Source organism: Solibacillus sp. FSL W8-0372 (assembly GCF_037969735.1).
Lineage (GTDB): Bacteria > Bacillota > Bacilli > Bacillales_A > Planococcaceae > Solibacillus > Solibacillus faecavium.
This window is the reverse complement of the sequence record NZ_CP150204.1, coordinates 1,858,911-1,877,306: the sequence shown is the minus strand read 5'-3', so window position 1 is coordinate 1,877,306 and position 18,396 is coordinate 1,858,911. Positions and strand designations below refer to the sequence as shown.

The 18,396-nt window shown below is 35.2% G+C and carries 26 protein-coding genes; 16 read left to right on the top strand and 10 right to left on the bottom strand.

Features of this window, described 5'->3' with window-relative positions:
- Nucleotides 1-358: 358 nt before the first annotated feature.
- Nucleotides 359-952 (top strand): YpjP family protein, encoded by a 594-nt coding sequence (locus MKY13_RS09250; protein ID WP_339216698.1) that lies wholly within the window; start codon nucleotides 359-361, stop codon nucleotides 950-952.
- A 67-nt stretch (nucleotides 953-1,019) separates the two neighbouring features.
- Here MKY13_RS09250 and MKY13_RS09245 read toward each other — a convergent pair whose 3' ends face one another.
- On the bottom strand, nucleotides 1,020-1,481 hold the full coding sequence (locus MKY13_RS09245) for a DinB family protein (RefSeq protein WP_339216696.1): 462 nt from the start codon (nucleotides 1,479-1,481) through the stop codon (nucleotides 1,020-1,022).
- A 171-nt stretch (nucleotides 1,482-1,652) separates the two neighbouring features.
- Here MKY13_RS09245 and MKY13_RS09240 point away from each other — a divergent pair, with 171 nt between their 5' ends.
- The 3 genes from MKY13_RS09240 to MKY13_RS09230 all read left to right on the top strand — a co-directional run bounded on the left by MKY13_RS09240 (nucleotide 1,653) and on the right by MKY13_RS09230 (nucleotide 2,798).
- Nucleotides 1,653-2,063: a VOC family protein gene (locus MKY13_RS09240; RefSeq protein WP_339216892.1), complete on the top strand. Its 411-nt coding sequence runs from the start codon at nucleotides 1,653-1,655 to the stop codon at nucleotides 2,061-2,063.
- A gap of 146 nt (nucleotides 2,064-2,209) precedes the next feature.
- Nucleotides 2,210-2,434 carry a transcriptional regulator gene (locus MKY13_RS09235; protein ID WP_191698932.1) on the top strand — a complete coding sequence of 75 codons (225 nt, stop codon included), beginning with the start codon at nucleotides 2,210-2,212 and terminating at the stop codon, nucleotides 2,432-2,434.
- Nucleotides 2,427-2,798, top strand: coding sequence for a hypothetical protein (locus MKY13_RS09230; protein WP_339216694.1), 372 nt, complete (start codon nucleotides 2,427-2,429; stop codon nucleotides 2,796-2,798). The genes MKY13_RS09235 and MKY13_RS09230 overlap by 8 nt, the downstream gene beginning before the upstream one ends.
- 55 nt (nucleotides 2,799-2,853) lie before the next feature.
- Here the strand turns inward: MKY13_RS09230 and MKY13_RS09225 are convergent, their stop codons facing one another.
- The 3 genes from MKY13_RS09225 to MKY13_RS09215 all read right to left on the bottom strand — a co-directional run bounded on the left by MKY13_RS09225 (nucleotide 2,854) and on the right by MKY13_RS09215 (nucleotide 4,542).
- Nucleotides 2,854-3,537 (bottom strand): hypothetical protein, encoded by a 684-nt coding sequence (locus MKY13_RS09225; protein ID WP_339216692.1) that lies wholly within the window; start codon nucleotides 3,535-3,537, stop codon nucleotides 2,854-2,856.
- Between the two features lie 268 nt (nucleotides 3,538-3,805).
- Nucleotides 3,806-4,060, bottom strand: coding sequence for a translation initiation factor 2 (locus MKY13_RS09220; protein ID WP_339216690.1), 255 nt, complete (start codon nucleotides 4,058-4,060; stop codon nucleotides 3,806-3,808).
- A 125-nt stretch (nucleotides 4,061-4,185) separates the two neighbouring features.
- Nucleotides 4,186-4,542: a DUF378 domain-containing protein gene (locus MKY13_RS09215; protein WP_191698936.1), complete on the bottom strand. Its 357-nt coding sequence runs from the start codon at nucleotides 4,540-4,542 to the stop codon at nucleotides 4,186-4,188.
- A 376-nt stretch (nucleotides 4,543-4,918) separates the two neighbouring features.
- Here MKY13_RS09215 and MKY13_RS09210 point away from each other — a divergent pair, with 376 nt between their 5' ends.
- Nucleotides 4,919-5,110, top strand: a complete 192-nt coding sequence (locus MKY13_RS09210) for an ABC transporter permease (RefSeq protein ID WP_191698937.1) — start codon at nucleotides 4,919-4,921, stop codon at nucleotides 5,108-5,110.
- A gap of 149 nt (nucleotides 5,111-5,259) precedes the next feature.
- On the opposite strand, the gene MKY13_RS09205 is transcribed toward MKY13_RS09210, so the two are convergent.
- Together MKY13_RS09205 and MKY13_RS09200 are read right to left on the bottom strand one after the other, a co-directional pair.
- Nucleotides 5,260-5,934, bottom strand: a complete 675-nt coding sequence (locus MKY13_RS09205; RefSeq protein WP_339216688.1) for a serine/threonine protein kinase — start codon at nucleotides 5,932-5,934, stop codon at nucleotides 5,260-5,262.
- Nucleotides 5,935-5,959: 25 nt separating this feature from the next.
- Nucleotides 5,960-6,514: a VTT domain-containing protein gene (locus tag MKY13_RS09200; RefSeq protein ID WP_339216686.1), complete on the bottom strand. Its 555-nt coding sequence runs from the start codon at nucleotides 6,512-6,514 to the stop codon at nucleotides 5,960-5,962.
- Nucleotides 6,515-6,675: 161 nt separating this feature from the next.
- Between MKY13_RS09200 and MKY13_RS09195 the strand changes: the two genes are divergently transcribed.
- Together MKY13_RS09195 and MKY13_RS09190 are read left to right on the top strand one after the other, a co-directional pair.
- Nucleotides 6,676-7,656: a thymidylate synthase gene (locus tag MKY13_RS09195; protein ID WP_339216684.1), complete on the top strand. Its 981-nt coding sequence runs from the start codon at nucleotides 6,676-6,678 to the stop codon at nucleotides 7,654-7,656.
- 12 nt (nucleotides 7,657-7,668) lie between these two features.
- On the top strand, nucleotides 7,669-8,139 hold the full coding sequence (locus MKY13_RS09190) for a dihydrofolate reductase (protein WP_339216682.1): 471 nt from the start codon (nucleotides 7,669-7,671) through the stop codon (nucleotides 8,137-8,139).
- 119 nt (nucleotides 8,140-8,258) lie between these two features.
- Here the strand turns inward: MKY13_RS09190 and MKY13_RS09185 are convergent, their stop codons facing one another.
- The 3 genes from MKY13_RS09185 to MKY13_RS09175 all read right to left on the bottom strand — a co-directional run bounded on the left by MKY13_RS09185 (nucleotide 8,259) and on the right by MKY13_RS09175 (nucleotide 10,398).
- Nucleotides 8,259-8,801, bottom strand: a complete 543-nt coding sequence (locus MKY13_RS09185) for a hypothetical protein (protein ID WP_339216680.1) — start codon at nucleotides 8,799-8,801, stop codon at nucleotides 8,259-8,261.
- 369 nt (nucleotides 8,802-9,170) lie between these two features.
- Nucleotides 9,171-9,404: a hypothetical protein gene (locus MKY13_RS09180; RefSeq protein ID WP_339216678.1), complete on the bottom strand. Its 234-nt coding sequence runs from the start codon at nucleotides 9,402-9,404 to the stop codon at nucleotides 9,171-9,173.
- A 349-nt stretch (nucleotides 9,405-9,753) separates the two neighbouring features.
- Nucleotides 9,754-10,398 carry a hemolysin III family protein gene (locus MKY13_RS09175; protein WP_339216676.1) on the bottom strand — a complete coding sequence of 215 codons (645 nt, stop codon included), beginning with the start codon at nucleotides 10,396-10,398 and terminating at the stop codon, nucleotides 9,754-9,756.
- 199 nt (nucleotides 10,399-10,597) lie between these two features.
- Between MKY13_RS09175 and MKY13_RS09170 the strand changes: the two genes are divergently transcribed.
- The 5 genes from MKY13_RS09170 to msrB all read left to right on the top strand — a co-directional run bounded on the left by MKY13_RS09170 (nucleotide 10,598) and on the right by msrB (nucleotide 14,077).
- Nucleotides 10,598-11,443, top strand: a complete 846-nt coding sequence (locus MKY13_RS09170) for a DegV family protein (protein ID WP_339216674.1) — start codon at nucleotides 10,598-10,600, stop codon at nucleotides 11,441-11,443.
- Nucleotides 11,444-11,629: 186 nt separating this feature from the next.
- Nucleotides 11,630-12,532: a GDSL-type esterase/lipase family protein gene (locus MKY13_RS09165; RefSeq protein WP_191698946.1), complete on the top strand. Its 903-nt coding sequence runs from the start codon at nucleotides 11,630-11,632 to the stop codon at nucleotides 12,530-12,532.
- 4 nt (nucleotides 12,533-12,536) lie between these two features.
- On the top strand, nucleotides 12,537-13,103 hold the full coding sequence (locus MKY13_RS09160; protein ID WP_339216672.1) for a YpmS family protein: 567 nt from the start codon (nucleotides 12,537-12,539) through the stop codon (nucleotides 13,101-13,103).
- Nucleotides 13,104-13,120: 17 nt separating this feature from the next.
- On the top strand, nucleotides 13,121-13,648 hold the full coding sequence (msrA, locus tag MKY13_RS09155) for a peptide-methionine (S)-S-oxide reductase MsrA (RefSeq protein WP_191698948.1): 528 nt from the start codon (nucleotides 13,121-13,123) through the stop codon (nucleotides 13,646-13,648).
- Complete coding sequence (msrB, locus tag MKY13_RS09150) at nucleotides 13,649-14,077, top strand: peptide-methionine (R)-S-oxide reductase MsrB (protein WP_191698949.1); 429 nt, start codon at nucleotides 13,649-13,651, stop codon at nucleotides 14,075-14,077.
- A 45-nt stretch (nucleotides 14,078-14,122) separates the two neighbouring features.
- Here the strand turns inward: msrB and MKY13_RS09145 are convergent, their stop codons facing one another.
- Nucleotides 14,123-15,901: a methyl-accepting chemotaxis protein gene (locus tag MKY13_RS09145; protein WP_191698950.1), complete on the bottom strand. Its 1,779-nt coding sequence runs from the start codon at nucleotides 15,899-15,901 to the stop codon at nucleotides 14,123-14,125.
- Nucleotides 15,902-16,005: 104 nt separating this feature from the next.
- Here MKY13_RS09145 and MKY13_RS09140 point away from each other — a divergent pair, with 104 nt between their 5' ends.
- The 4 genes from MKY13_RS09140 (at nucleotide 16,006) to MKY13_RS09125 (ending at nucleotide 18,380) form a co-directional block, all read left to right on the top strand.
- A complete protein-coding gene (locus MKY13_RS09140) occupies nucleotides 16,006-16,227 on the top strand; it encodes a YozE family protein (RefSeq protein ID WP_191698951.1) in 222 nt (73 codons plus the stop codon).
- A 185-nt stretch (nucleotides 16,228-16,412) separates the two neighbouring features.
- The gene (deoD, locus tag MKY13_RS09135; protein ID WP_191698952.1) at nucleotides 16,413-17,120 is read left to right on the top strand and encodes a purine-nucleoside phosphorylase; all 708 of its coding nucleotides are present in this window, start codon (nucleotides 16,413-16,415) and stop codon (nucleotides 17,118-17,120) included.
- Nucleotides 17,121-17,395: 275 nt separating this feature from the next.
- Complete coding sequence (locus MKY13_RS09130; protein ID WP_191698953.1) at nucleotides 17,396-17,887, top strand: RNA polymerase sigma factor; 492 nt, start codon at nucleotides 17,396-17,398, stop codon at nucleotides 17,885-17,887.
- 4 nt (nucleotides 17,888-17,891) lie between these two features.
- Nucleotides 17,892-18,380, top strand: coding sequence for a hypothetical protein (locus tag MKY13_RS09125; protein WP_191698954.1), 489 nt, complete (start codon nucleotides 17,892-17,894; stop codon nucleotides 18,378-18,380).
- The last annotated feature ends 16 nt before the right edge of the window (nucleotides 18,381-18,396 follow it).

The following is an 18,396-nucleotide window of genomic DNA, read 5'->3' as shown; positions in this document are numbered from 1 at the left end:
AAGCGGAATTCATACCTTTATTTATCGCTAATTCCGCGCGATTTTATAAATAGCCGGAAATCTTCCGCTTATTTTAGAGTGCTTGTCCGTAAGTAGTAAAAAACCACCCAAAAATTTGGATGGCTGCGAAAGAAATAGTATTAGTCCGTGAAGCATAAAGAAGTCATATAACCAAGCATTAATAATAAGCCAAGACCCATAACAATGTCCATTTTTTAAAAACCTCCCTTAAATAACCTACAATATCTTCCTTTTTATTGTACAATGATTAATAGAAAGATGAAACCTTTTCGTATTTTATTCGTATAGATTTAATAACAGTGTTAAAAATTATACATAATTTAAGAAGGTGATAAACTTGAAGAAATGGATTTACAAATCTCTCGTTGTTTCCGTCGCTTTATTATCGTTTGGTTTAATTACACCCAATCATGAAATCTGGGCAAATTTCGAAGAGTCACGTCATAATCAATCGACATTAGACCGACCTAGTGACAATCATATTGCATCTGCCTATCAGCTTGATGATATTTTAGTTGATGAAAAACCATTACCAACAACCGACTATTTTGTTTCCGCGGCAAAAGAGCAGTCTTACATAAAATTCGGTACAAGAGTCGGTCCTGTCATTGAACAGGAGTTTGATACAAAGATTTTCCCGAAAATTGAAGAAGCAATTGCAACGACTATTGACCGAGTGGGTGAAGAAAAGCTTCGCAACTTAACAATTACTGAAAAGCCAAGTGGCGACTATGCAGAAAAAATCTTCCACTTAGTAGATGCGAATTCTCAAAAAGACATCATCCGTTTCCATGTAAGAACAGAGAACCGTCCTTTTGAAGGCTATTATTATAATTTCCATTACCACACATATGAAGATAATTACTCAAAGCATTATAACCTTGGCGATATTTATTGGTCGAAAAACACACCGCCGAAATGGTTATCCTAACAATATTGCACACCTGTACTTGCTGCAGGTGTTTTTTTTATGTCTAAAATCTATGATCATCAGAGATTTATTTAATAAATTTTTTCAAATTTAATATGTGCTGAAAATGTATTCCCTCATGGAAAATCGTTCTTATTAATACATGTTCAATCGTATTCATTCCCATGTCAGTTGGCGAGTGCACAATTTCTAATTTATCGGCAAATTTGTCTTTAATATCTTCAATTTGATTTCCTAAAAGTGTTTTTAGTTCTTTATAAGAAGGTGTTTCAGAGGTGAAATCGGTTGGAGATGTACCATATCCAAACCAACTATTATATTCTGATGGTGCATTGGTTTTTTCTTTAGTTTGTGTTTCTATCCATAAATATTGATCGAGATAAATATGTCCCATGTTCCAACGAATATTATTGTTAAACCGTTTTGGAATGATTTCAGCTTCTTCTACACTAACATCTTCCAATAAGCTAAGAGTGTCATTACGGTAACTTTTTAACTGGTTAAATAATATTTCATGTCTTTCCTTCATTAATAAAACTCCTTTCTATATAGCTAGTAAAATATTTCGTCAATAGTTAACGTATTTCCTTTTCTAATATGCTTTTACTGACTCTAAGATAGGAATTTTCATCCAGATGTCGTAGAGCATTTTCCTTCCTTGTTCTTTAAAATGAAAGTAGGGGGGATGAATGGGATGAATATGAAGAAATGGACAGAAACATTGCATATTGCACAATTTCGTATCGCACGACCAACGGATAAACTAGCACAGGTAGAACGTTTTTATTGTGAAGGTATTGGTCTTGAAAAACTTGGTGAATTTAAAGGACATCGAGGTTACACTGGCATTATGATTGGCTTGCCAGATGCATCGTATCATTTGGAATTTACCGAGCATATTGAAGGAAGCCCATGTCCCGCACCGACAGAGGATAATTTGCTCGTTTTTTATATGCCAGATCCTATACAAATTCAAGTTGTACAGACACGCCTTGATAAAATGGGCTATCCTCAAGTTCCACCGGAAAATCCATATTGGGAAGAAAAAGGTGTGACGATTGCAGACCCTGATGGCTGGCGAATTGTACTAATGAACACAGAGGGGATTTAATAGAATTAGAAAACAAAGCTCTGCGCAATTATTTTGTGTAGTGCTTTTTCAATTTATCCAACTATTTACTGTAAACTATAAAAATTACCGGTTCTAAAATAAGAACACTTGTTCTATAATAAAATAAAAAAGGACGGAGTGTATTTATGAAAGAGCAAATAATAAAAGCAATGCAGTACAATCAAACTCTAGACATTATGTACTTATCCAAAACTCACGCGATTTCAAAACGTCGTATCAAATTAATTAAAATTGCAGGGAATACCGTGCAGGCTTATTGTTTTACACGTCATGCAAAGCGTACATTTATTATCGACAACATTTTAGCAGCATACCCTGCTATCCAAAGGGTGAGTGTCGTTAATGCATAAAGATATTATGAATTTTAGCGATGATATACACCGTTTTATTATTTTAGAGATGTTTTTAAAAACGCTTGACCGCGACAAACTGTACGTTTCGCAATTGAAAATGGGCAAAATTTTAGAAGAATGGTATGATCAAAAATCCCATGAGACATTTCAGGATTTGAAAAAGTTGAGGGATTATTTATATAAACAAGGATGTAAGATTGAAAAACAACGCTCAGATGAATTTGTGACGGAGTATTTTGTTTTGTTTAGAGGAGTAACAGAAACAAGAACTTACACGAACATCGCCATCCGTAACTGGGTATCCCACGAAATGAGACGGGTCCTTGGAATGGAATATTTAACACCTCAAGATAGAAAGTAAAAAAAGGGCAAAACAGAAAAAAGCCTTCCACCATATACGAGCGGAAGGCCATACATTATTCTTCTCTATCTACACCTAAAGCCATTTCTAATGATGTTAAAGATAAGATGGCTTTCATCATTTCATTATCTGCATATGAAACATCTGTTTTCACCTTATCGAATTTTGAAGGACTATAATTTCCTTCATCAAACATTTTACGCGCTTTTTCGGCTGCTTCACCTCGCCACATAGCGGCATTTTTCATGTTTGTTTTATATTCATTGAATTTCTCTTCATTTTCTTTAGATAAACCACTGCCATCGATTGATCCGATAGTTTTGTAAAGACTATCATAGCGTTGCTCCAGCTGTTTCATATTACCGTAAGCTGTATACACATCTACAGTTGTGCCTAGACCTTCAAAAGTAGGTTTCCAAAGCTCATTCCACGCTTTATCATACAAGCTCATCATAGTATCCACTTTTGGTTTTACGTCAGTTAAATATAATTTTTTTTCAGCTGCTAATTTATCAGCAGCTTTTTTGGCATCAGCATCAGCTTTCGCTTTTTTATCTGCTTCAACCTTCTCTGCTGATTCAGGTGTTGCTTTCTCGGAATCATCTTTTGTTTTTTCCTTACTTGCAGTAGCTTCCGCTTTTTCAGGTTCATTAGCTACATCCGTTCCATCGCTTGTCACACCAACACCTATAAATGATATGATTAAGACTAAAAATGCTATTCCACTATACTTAAACATTTTAACCGACTTTGATCGATTTCTTTTCACAATGTTAACAAATGCGCTGAGAATGCACACCAACATAACTAGAAAAGCTATAATTAATATGATTATAAATATTGTATCCAGTTTAAACACTCCTTTTCAATTTATTATATTACTATAAAGTAATTATCAGTGCACTATAAATATGTAAAGTTTAAAAAGTCGAATAATTTCAATAAAAAACCCCTCCGCAAATTAAATGAGCGAAGGGTGGTTAGGAGATTTACTTCAAAAAAGTATTTTACATAATTTTCTTTATTTGTCTAAATTCATTTATTAAATAATCCAGCTGTTTCTGCATATCTTTTGACTGAGTCGGCGGGGGGCCGGAATCACCGTTCTTAGATTTTTCCAAAGCATCCAGTGCGAGACCGGCAGCAAGTGTAGAAATTAAGTCTCCTAATGTAACGATAGAAGCTCCTATAAAAGCAAGTCTCGCTATTTGAATATCCTGAGCATCTGAGGATTGATCTGAATTTTTCTTGTTGTTATTCATTTATTTCCTCCTCACCACTAAATATCGATTGTCATTACATCATATGTAGAGAGCAGATAGGGCACAACCAATTAGCAATTAAATACAAAAGACCAGGACTCATAAGAGAGCCTGGTCAATGATAATTATTTTTTGTTCTGGTCGCTGTTACTGCTATAATGCTTGGCTTTAGTATCATCACTTGTTTTCTTATATTCCGAAAAATCTTCTTCTTTACCAGCTTCCATATTATAATTCGGTCTTGTATTCGCACGATTAGATGTGTTGTAGGAATTTTCCTCTACATCGTCTAACGGTTTCATAAGAATCGGAATCGATATAAGTCCTGCAATACCTACAAGAGCATAAACAATTCTTGATAATACAGATGTTTGTCCACCAAATAATGAAGCCACTAAATCAAACTTGAAGAATCCAATAAGTCCCCAGTTGACTGCACCAATAATGACTAGAACTAATGCTGTTCTATATAATATTCCCATTTTGTAACATCTCCTTTATTTTTTTGACTCGAATGTCCTGGCGTTTAAAACAAACAGGACTTCGTTTCTTAATCTTCATATATTTTCTCCGGAAACAGCTGATTTATACTATTTATATTCGATTAGGATTGTTCATTAAAAAAAGCCAACTAACATAAAATTTTGACTTAAAAAAAGGACAATTGCACAAACAAAAAGCATTCATAACGCATATTAAATAATGAGGCGTACTACACTATATAGACGTTACTGCTGCTTCCTGTTAGTAAAAGACGCGATTTTTAATAATTTTATTAAAAATTTAGTTTTTTAAGGTGAATTTTTATGTAACTCAAGGTATAATATTTGTATACTATAAGAAAAAGGAGGACTGCCGATGATAACCGGTCAGTTAGGGCGAGCATTCCAATTAGCGGAAAAACATAAGCTCGACGTAAGTACAGTTTTAGAATTAACGAAAGTGATTGCAAAAGAAGTAAATGGCTCCCAAAAAGTTGAGGAGAAGATTTTGCAACAAATGATTCAAATTTTAGAGAACAACAAAACGATTCTTAGGGAGGCAACATAAAAATTGATGCAAACTATTGAGCTCTACGATGATTTAGACACATTTGACTAAAGGCGCTACTCAGCAAATGAAATACGAGTAGCGCCTTTTATGTTGTCATATTTTATAAATTTCCATACATAGTTCAAAACCTTTTTGCTTATAAGAGCTTATTTTTTAAATATAAGCTTTGAAATAGTTTTCGTGAATTCTTCATATGAAAAAGACGTTTCTCCTCGCTGGTTATACCACTTTTGAATTGTTACTACTAGCCAAAACGGCACAGCATTTCCTTCAATTAAATGATAGTACTGCTCATAACCTCTTTTTAAATGTTCCCAACGAAAATCATTGCCGGATTGTGTATATTCAGACACATCGATTATTTTTGCTTTGCCATGTTGAAGTAAAATGTTTTTCATATGGATATCACGTGGGTTCAATCCTTTACTGCGTACGTATTCTCTGGCATCCTCCACTTCACTCACAACGTGCTGCGGGATAGGGATACCTTGCAGAATGCAGTCAAATAGCGTTTTTCCTTCTTCGTAACTTAAAACGAGGTATTCGTCGGATGAAGCATAACACATGGGAAAGAAAGGTGATTCTCCTAATTGTTCATAAACATTTGCTTCCATTTTTACTTTTTCTACTTTATCTTGTGCATATAATTTAAACGCATAAGCGGGAGCAGAAAGAGACTGAAAAACGGCTGCATCTGTACCGACACCAATACACTTCAAATTATCCGCATCCCCAATTATAGTTACCGGCTGGTTATTAGGATTTGAAAAAACTTTAATTTTTGAAAGAGAACTTATATCTTTTTCCCATTCATTATTCATATAATCTCTCCGTTCATTTTCTGAATTAACGGGTCCACTTTTGTTTTATTTTTCTTCCGAGTAAGAATAACGCGACTAAGTAAAGGGCAATGATCAATATAATCTCCCAGTTTCCTGAAGCTATTTGATGTCCTGCTAGTGAAAAGGCTAAGATAGTGGGTAGCTTCCCTATAATTGTTGCGGCAATAAAGGCGATTACGTGGACATTAGAAATACCTGCAATTAAATTTACACCTGCGGGAGGTAGGATAGGGATAAGGCGCCCGAGGAGTACTGCTAAAAAGCCATTTGTTTGAATGAGCTCTACATATTTCGTCAAATATTGATGTTTTGTTAAGTATTTTAGTGCAACGCTTCGTAATAAATTCTTACTTAGTAAAAATAATAAAATGGATCCCGTAGTCGTCCCGAGCAGGTTAATCATCAAACCCGGCATAAAATCATGATGACTGGCAATGTACGCGGCCAGCACGGGGATAGGCGCAAATGGAATCATAGAAACTAGCACCATTATTAAAAACTGATAAAGCCATGCATACGGTTTTTCATTCTGTACGAGGTCTAAAATTTGTTGTTCCATATTATATCCTCTTAATAGTTATGTTAATATATTATCCGTTCTTTAATAAGACGCTCGTGTAGAGAAAAAGGTGCATTTAAAAGAAATAGCCTATATGTTTGTTACATAAATTATTTTTTATAGCTATAATAGAGATGAAATGAATTTGGAGGGTGTTTATCTTGTCGAATGAATTAGAAAAAACATATTTAGATTTTATGAAATACATTTTAGATAACGGGGTAAAAAAAGAAGACCGCACTGGGACTGGTACAATTAGCGTTTTTGGTTATCAAATGCGTTTCGACTTATCAAAAGGTTTCCCATTATTCACAACTAAAAGAACATCATTTAAACTAATTGCTAGTGAATTATTATGGTTTATTAAAGGTGATACAAATATTCGTTATCTTTTGCAGCATAATAACCACATCTGGGACGAGTGGGCATTTAAGAAATGGGTTGAATCGGACGAATACGAAGGCCCGGATATGACGGATTTCGGCCGTCGTTGTTTAGAAGACGAAGAATTTAATTTACTGTACAAAAAAGAACTGAAAGATTTCTGTGATCGAGTATTAACTGATGATGAATTTGCTGAAAAATACGGCGATTTAGGAAATGTCTATGGTAAGCAATGGAGACGTTGGACAGACTCTGAAGGAAATGAAATTGATCAAATAAAAGATGTCATAAACCAAATCAAAACGAATCCTGATTCACGTCGATTAATTGTAAATGCATGGAACCCAGAAGACGTAATAAATGCCGGTGCAAAAGGAAGTAAAGCTGCATTGCCTCCTTGTCATGTCATGTTCCAATTTTATGTTGCTAATAATAAATTGAGCTGTCAATTATATCAACGTAGCGGAGACACTTTTTTAGGAATTAATTACAATATTACTTCTTATGCATTGCTGCTTTATTTAATGGCTAAAGAGTGTAATCTTGAAGTTGGTGAATTTATTCATACAGTCGGAGATGCACATATTTATTTAAACCATGTTGAGCAAGTGCAAGAACAGCTGTCACGTGAGCCAAGAGACTTACCAACATTAACTATTAATACAGATAAGCAATCGATTTTTGATATTGAATTAGAAGATTTAACGATTGAAGGCTATAATCCACATCCATCGATTAAAGCACCGATTGCGGTATAAAGGGGAATAGAGATGATTTCACTAATTGTTGCACATGATGAAAATCGGGTTATTGGTTATAAAAATGAGCTTCCTTGGCACTTGCCTGGTGACTTGAAATATTTTAAAGAGATGACAATGGGCAAGCCAATTGTCATGGGACGAAAAACTTTCGAATCGATTGGACGCCCATTACCAGGTCGTCGTAATATTGTGATCACAAGAAATACAGATTATAAAGCAGAAGGAATAGAAGTTGTAGGAAGCCTTCAGGAAGCATTGGCACTCGTTCAGGATGCTGAGGAAATCATGATTATTGGCGGCGCTCAAATTTTTGAACAAGTAATGCCGATAGCTGATAAGCTGTACATTACTTTAATCAACCATACATTTAAGGGAGATACTTACTTTCCAACCTACGACGATTGGAACAAAACTTCTTGTCTTGAGCCAGTAAAGTCGGACGAAGGCTTTACATTCCAATACTGTATTTACGAAAAATAAAAAGTAATGCCATTATTCTCCTTGAGAGCAATGGCATTTTTTGCTGGCATAAAAAAAGATTGCCATTCCGAGACGCTTCCATAGGTGCGGCCTTACACGAACGTAGATGGGGAAAACTTTTATGTATATTTTTCATTTTTTGATAGGAAAACGTAATAATAGCTAATTAAAAATAATACTTCCAGTAACAATAAAGTACCCATTATAGTAGTGGCTAGCATGTTAAAGTAAGCACTTATACCTGCTAGAATGAATAGCAACATCATAATGTTAATTAGATTGTATAACAGCTCTTTATTCTTTTTACTATTTAAATCGTCCAATAGTTCTGAGATAATAGCAAATATTAAAAACATACCTGCAACAATAAACACAAGCCCACCATAAGCTATAATTGTTGCAAGTGAAGTTGAAAAAGCCATCGTTAACGGCGAATTACCTGTTACATTTAATAAGAAAAAGATAAAACTGTGAGCGATCATTATCATTACATAAGGTCTAACCTTTAACAGTCTTTGATTTGTTCTTCCCAATTCGATTATCCCAAAAAGTATCGATATGTATCCAATTATATTGGTTAAATAATAAGTCGCTCCGATATCCAAAAAACTTAAATTTGTTTTGAAGAAAACAAAGATTAATCCAACGAAAATATTTATCATAAATAACGTCTCCTCCTTTATAGTTAGTTTACATAACTAGAATCGGCAAACCTTCTAACACTAACCTGCCCAATTAGTTAAATAACAGCATTTCATATTGTTCAATATTTTAGGCTCATCACCATAACATGGGGTTGCTTTTCTAATAAAATTTCACTTGATTGATTGGTGGGCTACGGCAAGACAGCGCTAAAGCCACTTGAAGTGTCTTTATCACTGCCTTTATTGCCGTTTGCGAGGCCCACCAATCTCAAAATTTTGCCCTCGTTATAAAGTGAAGTAAAAAACACCTAATCAAGCCGCTTGCGCTATCGCGAGGCGGAAGAGAGCGGAAATGCTATGTTTTATATCTTCATTTTTTGCAGAAATTTACTTTACCCCAAGTAGAGTGACACGGAGCGGAGGGTGAGCCGCCAAATTACTCGCTTCAACGAAAAGAGTTGTGCGAAGTGTAGGGGCGGACTCCTTGGCGATTAAGCGTGCGCGGAAAATAGTTGCTCCTGTCGCTGCCGCTTTCGTCGCAAAGCTTTTTGACAAAAGCTTTGGAGCCACGCCGCCCGGAAAGCCTGCCCCGGAACGTAGTACAACGGACGCGAGCTTCAAAATACTTGCTTCAACGCGTTTTCCCCATAACGTAGCAGAACGGACTTGATTAGAAAATATTATTTTTCACTTTTGTCATCGCCAACTTATGGTGATGAACTATATTTTAATATATATTCCTTTTATTACCACTAAATTATTCATTCCAATATTCAATCAGCAAGTGTTTTAACAAGTGAATTAGCATAGGTACATAAATTTATGTACTCTTATTAATCTCTGTGATAATTGCGGTCCGTTGATATAACAACAAAAACGGGGACACCAATTCAAATAGAATTGTATCCCCGAAAGCTGTGTTATTTATTGTTTTCTCACCATTAACCGAACTCGTTATTTTTTAATTAGGTTAAATTAAGTATAAATAAACGCAGGCAACCATGCAGCCACAACCTGCAATTACGAATAAATGCCAAATTGCATGGTTATAAGGTAGCCTAGTCCAAGCGTAGAAAATGGCACCGAAAGTAAAAAATAACCCGCCATATAAAAGTAGCATAAACCCATCAAAAGTTAAAAAACTGTAGAGGGGACGAATGGCGATAATAATTAGCCATCCCATCGCTATATATAATACTAAAGATAATTTTTCAAACCGATGGATAAACAAGATTTTAAATACAACCCCTAAAATCGCTAGGGACCATATAATACATAGCATGACAATGCCAAATGTTCCTCCGATTGCTATAAGTAAAAATGGGGTATAGGTACCTGCAATTAATATATAGATCGATGAATGATCTAAAATTGCAAAGATACGTTTATATTTTTCCGGCACACTATGTAATAGCGTTGACATTAAAAACAACAAGATTAATGAAGCTCCAAAAATGGCGTATGAAGTAACATGCAAGGCGGATCCATTTATTGCCGAATAGATAATAAGCAATATACAGACGGGAATACTAATTGCCAGGCCAATGCCATGTGTAATCGCGTTCCACAACTCTTCCTTCCAACTTTTGTAATCGAATGTATCTATTTTTTGCATCGTACATCACACTCCTCTTTATATCAGTATAGTACGAATTGTAAATAATTGTGATAGTTGAATGTCATAATGTTATACTACTATATGTCATAATAGAGTGATGATAAAGAGACATGTTTTGCTATGACAAATGTCATATTGGTAAACAAAAATGATTTCTTTATAATAGTAAGGAAGATAGAAAAAGGATGTGTTTTCTTTGAGTCAAATTCATATTGTAACGGACTCTACATGTGATTTAACAGATGCAGAAATTCAACAGCATGGAATCCATGTAGTACCACTAACAGTACAAATTGATGATAAAACGTATACAGATCGCGTAAACCTGCAACCGGATACATTTATCGAATTATTAAAAACAGCAAAAGAGTTGCCTAAAAGCTCTCAGCCTTCTCCGGGCGTATTTAAAGAATTGTATGATGAGTTAGGGAAGGGTGGGGCGCAAGTTGTCTCCATTCACATGACAGGCGGTATGAGTGGAACATACCAATCTGCTAGCCAGGCAGCAGAAATGAGTAGTGCGGATGTTACAGTAATTGATTCACGCTATATCGCATTCGGGCTTGCCTTCCAACTTCGTGAAGCAATTCGATTACGTGACGCTGGAGCATCTGTAGAGGAAATTGTGGCAGGGGTTAACAAAGTCCGTGAAAACACACGTCTTTTCGTTGCACTGGATACATTGGAAAACATGGTGAAGGGCGGACGAATCGGAAAAGGTAAAGCGGTAGTCAGCTCATTGCTGAATATTAAACCGATTGGCCACTTGGATATTGGCGAAGTTACTATTTGTGCCAAACCACGAAGCTATAAGCAAATCATAAAATTTTTAATGAGTGAATTTGAAAAAGATACAAAAGGCAAAAAAGTAATGTCTGTAGGAATCTCTCATGCGAATTCAATGGATACATTAGTTAATCCATTAATAGAGCAAGTAAAAGCGACAGGCTTTACAGGAGAAGTAGAAGTAGCATTTACATCGCCGGTAATTAGTACACACACTGGTGAAGGTGCAATCGGCTTTATGTATTATACCGAATAAAAATAGGGTAATTCTAAAGGTCAGTACCTCTAGAATTACCCTTTTTATTTGTGATTGAGATTCTTTATGCAATTACTTACATAATATAAAATAATGATAATTTTCCATAGATCCAGATGTTTATAGGCAAATCATTCCTCATGGTGCAGAAAATATTTTATAATATAATATAAAGGGGGAAATTGTATGTGGCGGTTCTTACTCGCAACTTTGGCTGTTATTGTTTTGTCCGCATGCTCCATTACAGTTGACCCGAATCTAGTGGAAGAGCAATTAACCGACAATTCGAGTACTGAAAATAATGAGCAATCCAGTCCGGAAGATGAATCTGAACAAAAAACTACGGGCTTCTTCGATATAATAAATGATGTATTTCAACTAGATTGGTCCACTCGTAAAGAAGATAATGCTCAACCTATACAGTATTTAGCTTTAGGAGACTCATTGACACGTGGTGTTGGCGATGAAACCATGGAATATGGCTATACGATACGATTACAGGAAGAGCTTGAAAAATGGCCGATGATTGAATCGGTAGAACTTGATAACCGTGGGAAAAATGGTCGACGCAGCGATCAGCTTTTAGATTTATTACAGCGTGGACATTATGATGAGGAGCTGGCAGAAGCAGACCTTATCTCTATATCACTTGGTGGTAATGATGTCATGAAAATAGTGAAAAATAATTTATTTACAATGACTAAAACAATGTTTGACAAAGAATTACCTCGTTTTAATGAACGCTATGAACAGGTAATTACAGAAATACGTGAAATTAATGCCGATGCACCAATTATTCTAGTCGGTTTTTATAACCCTTTTTCGATTGTAGTAGATGAAGTAACACCTTTTGATCCAATTATTGCTGAATGGAACTACTCCATCGAACAATTGGCAGTAAAGGACGGAAAAGCATGTTTTGTAACTGTAGAGGATTTATTTGTGTCAAATGAGGATATGGTATATCATGTAGACTTCTTTCATCCGAACAGCACAGGATACGACCGCATGGCAGAACGCATTATTGAAACAATGCAAGCATGTAACATAGAAGAGATGTCAGACGGTTTAATAGGATTTGGGGAGTGAGTATATGAACAAATGGAAAGTAGCATTTTTATTACTAGCGGGCACAGTGTTATTAACACTAGCTACGGTTCTGTATCTTTTAACTGCAGATGGAAAACAAGTCACAGAACAACCTCCACTCCCGATAGAGGGCAATATATTAAAAGTTGAAACGACAGCAAAGGAATTTGAAGCAATTGCGAAACAATATTTAACAGCAGCGATGAAACAATCCCCAGTTCCTGTAGAAATCGTTATTGATGAGAAAATTTATTTATACAGTACATTAACCATTTTTAATTTCGACTTGCCGATTCAGATGGATTTCACCCCGGTTGTAAAGGACGGAAACATTGTATTGAATCAAGAGGCAGTCCATGTCGGGAAAGCAAATATACCACCGGAATTTGTATTGAAAATGATTGATGACGCGGTTGATTTTCCAAATTGGATTATGGTGAAGCCAAACGACGAGGAAATTTATGTAGATTTATCTCGTATTAATATTGCAAGCGGTTCAAGAGTCCGAGCAAAGGAAATTGATCTTCCTAATGATAAAATAGAATTAGAAGTAGTTATTCCAAACGAATAAAACTAGGAGGCAGATTTATGACATATGAAAAAGCGACATTTGCAGGGGGATGCTTCTGGTGTATGGTAAAGCCATTTGATACACAACCCGGTATTATAGAGGTTATGTCAGGCTATACAGGGGGACATGTTGAGAATCCAACATACGAACAAGTTTGCAGTGAGACAACTGGTCATTTAGAGGCTGTACAAATAACATTTGATCCAGCTATTTACCCTTATGAAAAATTAGTTGAGCTTTATTGGACATTAATTGATCCTACTGATGCGGGCGGCCAATTTTATGACCGCGGAGAATCCTATTCAACGGCTATTTTTTATCATGATGATGTTCAAAAACAAATTGCCGAACAATCAAAGGCGAAGTTGGAAGCAAGCGGGAAATTCAAAGCACCAATTGCTGTAAAGATTTTAGAAGCAAAGCCGTTCTATGTGGCTGAAGAATATCACCAACATTACTATAAAAAGAATCCTGCTCATTACGAGCGCTATTCCATTGGTTCGGGGCGAGCTGGATTTATTGAAAAACATTGGGGGTCGAAGTAAATGAATAAAGAAGAACGCTTAAAGCAATTAACAGAGATGCAGTATCATGTTACGCAAAATCAAGGAACTGAACCGCCATTTAGAAATGAATACAACGATGTTTTTGAAGATGGAATCTATGTTGATATTGTATCCGGGAAACCATTATTCAGTTCAAAGGATAAATATGATGCCGGCTGTGGTTGGCCATCGTTTTCAAAACCAATCGAACAAGTGGAAGTGACGGAGCATTTTGATACTTCTCACGGCATGCGTCGTGTAGAAGTTCGAAGTAAAACTGCCGATTCGCATTTAGGACATGTGTTTCCGGATGGACCACAGGAATTAGGCGGATTACGTTACTGCATCAATTCTGCAGCATTACGCTTTATTCCAGTTTCAGAATTGGAAAAGGAAGGTTATCCTCAATATTTATCAATGTTCAAATAAAAACAACTCGCTTATGGAATCCCATAAGCGAGTTGTTTTTTAATGTTAAATTTTAAATTCACTAACAACACTTCGTAAATTATCAGCTTGCGCGGCCAATTCGACAGCCGACGCATTAATTTCCTCCATCGAAGCCGAGCCTTGAGAAGCAGCAGCTGCACTGCGTTCCGTGTTAGCGGCTGTATTATCTGCAACCGCAGCAACATGAACAAAGGAAGAATTCACATCGTGACTATTGTGCAATGTTTGCTCAATTTGACCAACCATATGTGTTAAAATATCCGATGTTTTTTCTGTCTGTAACAAAATATTTTGCAAAGAATCCGTTGTTTCATTTGTTACTTCGACACCGCGAATTACTTTTTGTACGCCTGTTTGGTTTTGGGCAATGATGGATTTCACTTCGGACTGAATAGATCCGACAATTACTGCTACTTCACTTGCAGCCTGCTGAGATTGCTCTGCAAGCTTTCGTACTTCATCAGCAACAACGGCAAATCCACGTCCATGCTCTCCAGCACGTGCGGCTTCGATTGCAGCGTTTAAAGCCAATAAGTTTGTTTGTTCAGCAATTGCTGTAATGGTACTAATAATAGATGTAATATTTTCAGATTTACGGCCTAAATTTTCAACTGTTGCCGATGTAGTTGCCATCGTTTCTTCAATTTCTAACATCACGTTTGAAGATTGCGTAACCGAATTACTACCGAGATGTGCAGCATCCTTCATGTGTAGAGCGGCCTGTTGAACTTCCAATGCCTTTTCATTTAACTCATGCATCGATTGCTCAAGCTTTTGCATTTCGTTTGCTGCATTTCCGATACTAGTTAAAATCTCTGTGCTATCATTCGCAATATCCATCGTAGAGTCTGCAATAAAATCAATCGTACGTGCATTCTCATCTGCTAAAGCCATTAATTCCTGAGAACTGCCTGACACATTATCTGCGAGGTTAGAAACACGCTTTATTAATACGGATATAGACTCGATTAGAATATTTGTTGAGTTGGCAATTTCAGAAAATTCATCTTTAGTTTTAACATTTACACGACGTGTTAGATCGCCGCCAGCTTGTGCAATATCCAAAATGGACTCATTAATTGCTTTTGTATTTCTACGGATTGATTTAAATAGCATATAGCCCAACGTCATGGTCAATATAATCGCAATAAAAGCTAATACAAAAAAAGAAATTTTAGAGGCTAAAGCAAATTGCTCTAAATCCGTTATGGATTCCTCGTTACGTTGTTCTAAAATTTGAATCAATTTAGATGTATTATCATCAATATATGATTTGAAGCTTTGGCTTCCGCTATTTTGAAAGAGTTTTGCCGCATTTTCATATCCGTATTTTTGACGTACATCAATTGTAGATTTAGAATAGGATAAATAATTCGTATAAAATTGCTGAATTTGTCCAACAATCTTCAACTCTTCATCCTGATTTTCAAAGGATTTCTGAACAGATGTCAGATTGTTATGTATTAGTTCTTTCGTATCCTCATATAATTGCAGATACTTTTCGTCACCTGTAATTAAGTAGGTCTGTTCATGGCTTGACAGTTTTGCAATATCAGAAGCCAGGTTGTTAATTTGAAATTGCTGTTTTAAATTTTCATCTGCAAAACTACGCAAGCTATTTTGTAAGTTTGTTATATTAATATACGATAAAATTTGCATAGCAAGGATAATTGCCATTAAAATTGTAAACGCAATTAAAATTTTACCTCGAATGAGATGGAAGAAATGAAGTGGTTTTTTTGCAGTTTTCATTTTTTTATTAGTTTTTTCTCGTTTCGTACTTGATTTTTTTTTCTTTTGCATAAATTCACCATCTTTTCTGAAAAATCAATATTTTATTATAATACTACACTAATGGGGATTTTTCACTACAATAATGTAAAAATATATAAGTAGGAGGGAAAATATTGAAAAAGTCATTTTATCACTATGTATTAACATATAGAGGGGGAGAATGGTCTGATGAAAAAGTTCGTTTTGCTGAAAGTATGTTCATAGATCATTCATTTCCAAAGCAATCGGATAATTTCGAGGAGCTTTCGACCTATATTGAATTACAGGCAGACGAATATTTAACAATAAGTGCGTTTGATTCACTGTGGGATTTATATGAGGCTAAATTCAATTGATATTTTGCATACCCACGAATTTTTAGGTATAGTTGTACTAAAATCCGTAGATGTGAAATTGCTTACATTTGACAAAATATTGTATGTTTAACCAATATTTTTAAAAAGCAAGACGTCTAACGATTGAATATTTATACGAAAACGTTTACAATTTAGAAGAATTATGATGAAAAGAGGTTTTATAAATGAGCGTTCACATTAATGCCAAAAAAGGCGACATTGCAGAAATCGTATTATTACCAGGAGATCCGTTGCGTGCTAAATATATTGCTGAAACATTTCTAGAAGATGTTGTTCAGTATAATGAAGTGCGTAATATTTTAGGCTATACAGGTACGTATAAAGGTAAACGTATTTCTGTACAAGGTACAGGCATGGGTGTACCTTCGATTTCAATTTATGCGACAGAATTAATGCAAGAGTATGGTGTACAAAAATTAATCCGTGTAGGTACTTGCGGTGCGATCCAAAAAGATGTAAAAGTGCGCGATGTAATCATTGCTCAATCTTCATCTACGGATTCTAGTTTAAACCGTGTTATTTTTGGCGGTACAATTGATTTTGCACCAACAGCTGACTTCGATTTATTATTAAAAGCATACAATGCAGCAAAAGAAGCAGACTTAAACGTGCGTGTAGGGAACATTTTCACTGCTGATATGTTCTATTCAGATGAAGCACAAAACGAAAAATTAGCACAATACGGTGTGTTAGCTGTAGAGATGGAAACATCTGCACTTTACACATTAGCTGCTAAATTCGGTCGTCAAGCTCTTACAGTATTAACTGTATCTGACCACATCTTAACTGGCGAAGTAACAACTTCTGAAGAGCGTCAAACAACGTTCAACGATATGATGGTTATTGCGTTAGAAGCTGCGATTCAAGAGTAGGAATACAAAGGGTTTATCCATAACGTAATTTTGAAAGTGCCTAACAGGTGAAAACTTGTTAGGTGCTTTTTTAGTTGAATGAATCAATAGCATGTAAATAGAGGTATTCAGCGTGTTTCAAGTTTCACTCGTTTACTCGACTATCATATGAAATAAAATTGTGAGTTAATTAGGTAATAAAAAGACCAAATGGTAAATTAAAAAAATAATAGCAACTTTAGCAAATTCTTAGTCGTCTCACTTGTGAAGGGAAAATGATTCAGGGAGATTAAAAAATGTCTAAAATGAATCCTTTAGTTCTGATTGAAGAAATATACAATGAGCATTATGCGTATTTAAGAAACTTTTTAATAGGTCTAACTAAAAGTGACGTAATCGCTGATGATATTATTCAAGATTTTTTTACAAAAATATTAGTTTCACCCTCAGTAGTTACAGAAGTTAAGTATATGAGGAGTTGGTTAATAACAGGGGTTAAAAATACACTGCTAGATTATTATAAAAAGAAGAAGCCTGAGTTGCTACATGATGAGAATATTATTGAAACGTTGTTGGTTGATAATTATACACCTGAAGTAAGTGCAACACTTAATAACGAATTGGAAATAGTTTTAAGCAAGCTATCGACTTCTGAAAAAGCAATTATTATAGCAAAAGAATATTATGGTTATGATTACAATGAGATTAGTGATCTATTAAATATACCCGTATCCACAATAAAATCGATTGTGTTCAGAATGAGAAAAAGAATGATTAAAGTGAGGTAATTCTATGGATTCTTTCAAAAAAATACATCTTTTATCTCTGGAGTTGATTCCCATCATCAATGACCTGGATGATGAGCCGAGACAGGTTGTTTTAGAACATATCACTTACTGTGAAGATTGCCAAAAATTATATGATCGTACAGAAAACTTTAATTCCAGTATGCCAAAGCAAGAATACTCAGAGGATGTGGAGTTAAAGCCTTTAAAAAAATTAGTGCAGTTTAATAATGGATTAAAGTTATTACTTATTACTGTAAGAGCGTTAATTTTATTTTATATTGTTTACTCCAGCTTTAAATATTATGGTGTGGAGTCTGTAACATCGATGCTAGAGTATTTCAAATCTGGGATATTTTTATTTTACATACCAGCTGCCATATTCCTACTTGTATTTGCGTTTACATTCTTCAATAAAAAATGGGTCTGGATATCGTTGGTGATTGATTTAGTAATTATTTTATTTTTAGAAAAAGTGTTGCAGTTATTTTTATAAATGGAGGTGTTAAATT